The organism is uncultured Brachyspira sp. (genome assembly GCF_944390595.1).
In the GTDB taxonomy this organism is placed as follows: Bacteria; Spirochaetota; Brachyspiria; order Brachyspirales; family Brachyspiraceae; genus Brachyspira.
Genome location: NZ_CALXRN010000169.1, coordinates 1 through 6,841 on the forward strand (window position 1 = coordinate 1; position 6,841 = coordinate 6,841).

7 protein-coding genes and 1 pseudogene are annotated in these 6,841 nt (G+C 24.1%); 5 read left to right on the forward strand and 3 right to left on the reverse strand.

Annotated elements, in window-relative coordinates:
• The 3 genes and pseudogenes from Q0J90_RS09865 to Q0J90_RS09875 form a co-directional block, all read right to left on the reverse strand.
• A partial coding sequence (locus Q0J90_RS09865) for a MupG family TIM beta-alpha barrel fold protein (RefSeq protein WP_297277739.1) occupies nt 1-424 on the reverse strand: 424 nt, incomplete at its 3' end.
• A 20-nt stretch (nt 425-444) separates the two neighbouring features.
• Nucleotides 445-1,765 (reverse strand): annotated as a pseudogene (locus Q0J90_RS09870) (PTS sugar transporter subunit IIC).
• Between the two features lie 18 nt (nt 1,766-1,783).
• A complete protein-coding gene (locus Q0J90_RS09875) occupies nt 1,784-2,089 on the reverse strand; it encodes a PTS sugar transporter subunit IIB (RefSeq protein ID WP_297277740.1) in 306 nt (101 codons plus the stop codon).
• Between the two features lie 163 nt (nt 2,090-2,252).
• Here Q0J90_RS09875 and Q0J90_RS09880 point away from each other — a divergent pair, with 163 nt between their 5' ends.
• The 5 genes from Q0J90_RS09880 (at nt 2,253) to Q0J90_RS09900 (ending at nt 6,731) form a co-directional block, all read left to right on the forward strand.
• Nucleotides 2,253-3,332 carry a PRD domain-containing protein gene (locus tag Q0J90_RS09880; RefSeq protein WP_297277741.1) on the forward strand — a complete coding sequence of 360 codons (1,080 nt, stop codon included), beginning with the start codon at nt 2,253-2,255 and terminating at the stop codon, nt 3,330-3,332.
• A gap of 16 nt (nt 3,333-3,348) precedes the next feature.
• Complete coding sequence (locus Q0J90_RS09885; RefSeq protein ID WP_297277742.1) at nt 3,349-4,104, forward strand: PTS sugar transporter subunit IIA; 756 nt, start codon at nt 3,349-3,351, stop codon at nt 4,102-4,104.
• A 12-nt stretch (nt 4,105-4,116) separates the two neighbouring features.
• On the forward strand, nt 4,117-4,383 hold the full coding sequence (locus Q0J90_RS09890; RefSeq protein ID WP_297277743.1) for an HPr family phosphocarrier protein: 267 nt from the start codon (nt 4,117-4,119) through the stop codon (nt 4,381-4,383).
• Between the two features lie 105 nt (nt 4,384-4,488).
• On the forward strand, nt 4,489-5,964 hold the full coding sequence (locus Q0J90_RS09895) for an MBOAT family protein (RefSeq protein WP_367173884.1): 1,476 nt from the start codon (nt 4,489-4,491) through the stop codon (nt 5,962-5,964).
• Nucleotides 5,965-5,975: 11 nt separating this feature from the next.
• On the forward strand, nt 5,976-6,731 hold the full coding sequence (locus Q0J90_RS09900; RefSeq protein ID WP_297277745.1) for a bifunctional 2-polyprenyl-6-hydroxyphenol methylase/3-demethylubiquinol 3-O-methyltransferase UbiG: 756 nt from the start codon (nt 5,976-5,978) through the stop codon (nt 6,729-6,731).
• The last annotated feature ends 110 nt before the right edge of the window (nt 6,732-6,841 follow it).

Below are 6,841 nucleotides of genomic sequence, written 5' to 3' on the forward strand. Positions count from 1 at the left end.
AATTATCTGTATTAGGATGATACTTCATTATAGTATCAAGATAATCCGTATCATTGCTCATATTCAATTCTATTTTTATATCGTATTGATTATAAGTCATTAAACTTTCTTCATTTCCTGTAAAGCCTAAATCTAATCTTATAGCCCATGCTCCAAGATTATAGAAAAAGTCCAAATCTTTATAATCTATATTTAAATATTTAAATACAGCAGGCGATATATCCAAAGTAGTTTTTATTCCCTTTTCTTTGGCATAATTTATAATAGTAGAAAATTCATATATTATTTCATCTTTAGATCTATCAACTGAAAGCAGGCACATAAAACATCTTGTAAATCCGTACTTAGAAGCTAAATCTATATATTTTTTATTGTCTTCCATTTTCGAGTGGAAAGGGCAAATTGATATTCCTAACTCTCTCATTTATACTCTCCAATTTTTTATTATTCATTATCAGGTAAAGTTTTTGCATAAGCATTTATAAAAGGAGTATATATTAAGTATGATAAAAATACTAAAAGTAAACTCAAAATCATAGCAGGAATACTTAAATTAGTTGACAGGAAAGCCCCTAATGGACCAGGTGTTGTCCAAGGTACAAGAGCAACTATTTTTCCTACAATACCTATTTTTAAAACTGTATATGCTATTATAGCATTAATTATTGGAACTCCTATAAAAGGTATAAATAATATAGGATTCATAACAACAGGCGTACCAAACATAATAGGTTCATTTATATTAAATAATCCCGGTATAACTGAAAGTCTTCCAATGGATTTTAAATGTGCATTTTTACTTAATGCCATAGCTATAGCTAATCCTAATGTTGCACCTGCTCCTCCTATATATACATAAACATTAAAAAACTCACCGGCAACTACTTTAGGTAAAGCCTCTCCAGCCTGCAAAGCAGCCTGATTCAAAGCCAAATTTGATAATGTTATAGCAGTAATTACAGCATTAACTACATTAGCTCCATGTATACCTACAAACCATAATATATGTATAACTATAAGAAGCAATATTACAGACGGCAAACTATCAGATATTGATAATAAAGGAGAAATTATCTTCATTATTAAGTTAGGTACAAGTATCATCATATTTTTCTGTATTATTATATTTATTATTTGGAATAATACGCCAACAACAGCTATAGGAATTATTATCTCAAATGATTTTGCTATTGCAGGCGGTACAGATTCAGGAAGTCTGATAGTCATTTTCTTACTTACTAAAAATCTATAAATTTCTATTGATACTATACCTCCTATTATAGCAGAAAATATACCTTTGGCGTCTAAAAATCTTGCATCTAATACATTAATGTTGCTTCCTGCTTCTACAAAAAATACATTTACAAAATCTTCAGCAACTGATAAAGCATTTACTTTAGCTGCTATAAGTAAAAATGCAAATAAAGATAAAAATCCTCCTGTAATAGTGCTTAAATTATATGATCCTGCCAAAGAAAAACCTATACCATAAGCTACAAATATAGAAAGTATGCCCATACTTACATTAAATATTTGAATAAAATCTCCTGTAAAAGTTTTAGTAAAATTATCATACCAACTCATATATAAAAAATTGCTCTTATCTGTAAAAGGTAAATTAAATATTAAAAGTACAAAAGATCCTACTATTAAAAAAGGCATAGTATAAATAAATGCATCCTTAATAGCATTCAAATATATATTATTAGCTAATTTAGCTGCAACAGGTGTTATTTTCTATAAAGCTTATTATTTTATCATTCATAATGTTCTCCTAATAAAATTATAAAGTTAAACCTAAAGCAAATTCCAATATTTTGGCACCATCCATTTTTCCATAGTATTTAAAATCTATAACATCCAATACTTTGCCTTTAGAATTAGCTTTTTTTACTAAATCAGTTTTTAAATATTTAACTTGAGGCCCTAAAAGGAAGATATCATAATTGTCTATCAATTCATCAAACCTTGATACACTTGCAGCTTCTATTTCCGCATCAATATTATCAGCTTTTGCCTTGTCCTGCATTTTCTTTACTATCATACTAGTTGACATACCAGCAGAACATAAAAGTAAAATCTTCTTCATTTTTCCCTCCCAGACTTGTTATTTATATATGAATAAAGATAATCCTAAATAAAAATAACTCAAACAAAAAAATGTCAGTATTAATATGGAAATTTATTTGCTTTTTGTTTTTATGAAAAAGTATATAATTTAGGAAAAATTGGTATATAAAAAAGTTATATTTATGAATATTAAATATATAAAAGAAATATTATCATTATTATCAGCTAATTCCTACATAACTGCTGGTGAATTATCAAAACATTTAAATGTAAGTGAAAAAACTATTAGAATAAAGGTCAGAGAAATTAATTATGAATTAGAAAAACTTAATATAAAAATAGAATCTAAACCTAGATATGGTTATAAATTAATATGCGATAATTATGATAATTTTAAATCTATAGATTTTACTTCAAGTATTAATAATGATATGGATTATAGAATTAAAATTATTCTTAAATATTTAATAGAAGGAAATAATGACTATGTGAAAGCAGATAATATATGCGATTCATTAGATATATCAAAAACAACATTAACTAATATACTCAAATTAATAGAATATAATTTTAAATATTATAATATAAAACTTGAAAGAAGACCTAATTATGGTATTAGATTAATAGGAAATGAATTTGATATCAGAAATTTTATAATATGCAATTATATGAATGAAATTTTGTATAAAAATAATATCAGCAGTAAATTAATAGAAATAATTATAAATTTTATTAATAAAAACGAAATAAAATTTTCAGAAATTAATTTAGAAAATTTTATTCAATATATCAATGTATCAATAAATAGAATAAATAATAATAAATTAATATATGATTATGATAAAAGTATTATTAAAAATCTTAAAGAAGAAATAAAATTATCAAAAGAATTAATAAAGCAAATACAAAATGAAATTAATATCAATTTCAATGATGCAGAGATTATATTTATAGCAATACATATAGCTTCCAAAAGTTTATTTTCTATAAATAAAAATAATAACTCTATAATACAAGATCAATTTTATAATATAACAAAAGATATGCTTGAAATTATATACAGAAATTTAAAAATAGATTTAAGAAATAATATTAATTTAATACTGCTTTTAAATCAGCATATGATGCCTTTAGATATAAGAATAAGGTATAATATATTTCAAAAAAATCCTATGCTTAATGATATAAAAAATAATTATAGTCTGTCATTTTTATTAGCTTCAGAAAGTGTTACCATATTAAAAGAATATATCAGAAGATGAGATAGGTTATTTAGCATTGCTTTTTCAAATAGGTTTGGAAGATATGGGAGAGAGTATTAATAAAATAAATATATTAATAGTATGTGCAAGCGGTAAAACAACTTCTAACTTATTAGTAATAAAATATAGAAAAGAATTTGATGATTATATAGAAAATATTTATGTATCAGATTTAATTGATTTGAAAGATTTTGATTTCAATAAAGTTGATTATGTATTTTCTACAGTTCCGATCAATTTGAAGCTTCCTATTCCAATAGTTTATATAAGCAATTTTTTGAAGAACGATGATATAATTAATGTAAAAAATACATTTGAACATTTAAATAAAAATATTATATATGATTATTATCAAGAAGAACTATTTTCAATTGATATAGAAGGCAATACAAAAGAAGAGATAATAAAGAATATATGTATTAATATAAAAAAATATAAAAATATACCTGATAATTTTTATGAATTAGTTATGAAAAGAGAGAAATTAGCAGAAACCGATATTGGTAATTTTGTAGCAATTCCTCATCCAATAGAGGTTATCACAAGTGATACTTTTGTATATGTTGCTGTATTAGATAAGCCTATATTATGGCAGAAGAATAATGTTCAGGTTGTATTTTTGATTTCGGTATCAAATAATAATAATGATGATCTGAAAAAATTTTATCAATATACTACTAATTTTTTACTTAATGAAAATAGCGTAAAAAAGTTAATAGATAACAAAACTTTTGAAAATTTGATTTTTTTGCTCAAAAGTAATTCAGAATAAAATGAGGATTTTATGACGGAGTTCAAATATATAATTAATAATATAAGCAATATACATGCAAGACCTTTAAGCGAACTTGCCAAAATAGCTAAAGACAGCAATTGCAATGTATCTGTAAAAAAAGGAAATAATTTAAAAGATTTAAAAAAAATTATAGGACTTATACAGTTAAAATTAAAAGTAGGCGATGAAGTAATTGTTCTTATAGATGGAAAAAATGATATTTCAGAAAATATAGCAAAAGAAAATATATATAATTTTTTTAAATTAAATTTCTAATTCATAGCAATTTTATTATATTTTTATACTAGTTTTTTATATAATTCATATTACAATTAATCATTTCATAAGTTATAAATGTATATTTTATTATGAGTAATATAAATGTTATTTAATTCTACAGATTTTTTGATATTTTTTCCTATAACATTAATTTTATATTGGATATTTCCAAAAAAACTAAGATATATTTGTTTATTTATAGCAAGTTATATCTTTTATATGTTTTGGAATCCAAAGTATGCATTATTAATGGGTACTTCTACAGTTGTAACTTTTTTAAGCGGTATATTAATAGAAAAATTAAAATATAAAAGAATAGTTGTGGCTTTCAGCTTTATAATAAATATTGCAATACTTGTGTTTTTCAAATATTTTGACTTTTTACTTCAGAACATTAATATTGTGTTATCATCATTAAATATACAATTAATAGAAAAGCCTTTTGATATTATTCTGCCTGTAGGAATATCATTCTATACTTTCCAGGCATTAAGCTACACTATAGATGTTTACAGAGGAGAAATAAAATCGGAAAAAAATATTATTAGATATGCTTTATTTGTATCTTTCTTCCCTCAATTAGTAGCAGGTCCTATTGAACGTTCAAAACATCTGCTTAGTCAAATACAGAACATGGATAAAATAAAAAGGTTTGATTATCAAAGAATAACAGAAGGGCTTATTTTAATGCTTTTTGGTTATTTTCAGAAAATGGTAATAGCAGACAGAGCCTCTATATTAGTTGATACGGTATTTAATAGATATTATATTTACAATTCAAGTGAATTATTATTATCTGCATTACTTTTTGCTGTTCAGATATACTGTGATTTTGCTAGCTACTCTCTTATAGCAATAGGAACAGCAAAAGTTATGGGTATAGATTTAATGGAAAATTTCAATACTCCTTATTTTGCTAGAAGTATAAAAGAGTTTTGGGGCAGATGGCATATATCATTATCTACTTGGTTTAGAGATTATCTTTATATACCTTTGGGCGGAAACAGATGTTCAAAAATTAGAAGAAGTTTTAATATATTAATAACATTTTTAGTAAGCGGACTTTGGCATGGAGCTAATTTTACTTTTATAGCTTGGGGTGCTATTCATGGTATATGCTATTTAGTAGAAGATATTACATCAAAATTTAGAAATAATGTTTTAAATAAATTTGGAGTAAAAGTACAAAGTTTTAGTTTTAAACTCCTTGAAGTGATTATCACATTTATAATAGTAGATTTAGCTTGGATATTTTTCAGAGCTGAAACTATACATGATGCTTTCTATTATATAGAGAGAATGTTTACTAGAATAGATTTATGGCGTATATTTGACGGTTCATTATACAAGCTCGGATTAGACCGTTTTGAAATGAATATACTTATAATATCTTTGATAGTGCTTTTTTTAGTTGATTTGATAAAATATATAAAAAAAGAAACTATTTATGAATTTTTAAAAAATCAATGCTTGTATTTTAGATGGGCAGTAATATTTTTCTTACTATTCTTTATTATAATATATGGAAAATATGGTGCAGGATTTGATCCTAAGCAATTTATATATTTCCAATTTTAGGAGTTATAAAAATGAGTGAAGTTAGAAAAAACTATTACGGCAGCCTTTGTACTGAAATGTATGAGATACTGCATGAAAGAGCCCCTGAAGATGAATTAAACTTTTATTTATCTTATGCTGAAAAAGGTAAAAAGATTTTAGAACCTTTATGCGGAAGCGGAAGATTTCTTATTCCATTTATAGAAAGAGGGTTTGACATAACAGGAATAGATATGTCTAATGAAATGCTGAAAAAACTAAAATTAAAATTTCATGATGCAAAAATGGTTCATACTGATATTATGAAATATGATCCGAAAGAAAAATTTGATTATATATTTATTAGTTCAGGTTCAGTATCATTGTTTACAGATATTGATATTTGCAAACAAATTTTAATAAGAATAAAGGAATGGCTTTTAAAAACAGGTAAATTTGTTTTTGCAGTTGATACGATAAAAAATAGATGTATAGATGATAATGATTATAATATTGCTGTATCCGTCAAAACAAAAGAAAATTTTAAAATAGTACTTAAATCAAAAAATTATTATGAAGAACAAACTCAAACTCAGTTCTCACCATCAATTTATGAAATGTATAATAATACTGAATTGATTCAAAGTGAGTTTATGGATTTTCAGACGCACCTTTATAAATATGGTGAAATGGAGCAGTATTTAGAAGAAGTTGGATTTACTCAAGTTAAAACTTTTTCTTCTTTTGAAAAGGAAATTGCAGTTAATGATAAATGTGATATGTTTTTATTTGAATGTAGTTTTTTATAATTATTATAATGTAGTTGATTACTTGATAAATAATAAAAAAAAATTATAAAAAATAGGTTGTTTGTAAAATGATAAAAAACACAATAAAAATTATTTGCTTTATAGCTATA

Coding starts and splice junctions, on each gene's coding strand:
- Q0J90_RS09875 (WP_297277740.1), bottom strand. CDS start 2,089: ATGAAGAAGATTTTACTTTTATGTTCTGCTGGTATGTCAACTAGTATG.
- Q0J90_RS09880 (WP_297277741.1), top strand. CDS start 2,253: ATGAATATTAAATATATAAAAGAAATATTATCATTATTATCAGCTAAT.
- Q0J90_RS09890 (WP_297277743.1), top strand. CDS start 4,117: ATGACGGAGTTCAAATATATAATTAATAATATAAGCAATATACATGCA.
- Q0J90_RS09895 (WP_367173884.1), top strand. CDS start 4,489: ATGTTATTTAATTCTACAGATTTTTTGATATTTTTTCCTATAACATTA.
- Q0J90_RS09900 (WP_297277745.1), top strand. CDS start 5,976: ATGAGTGAAGTTAGAAAAAACTATTACGGCAGCCTTTGTACTGAAATG.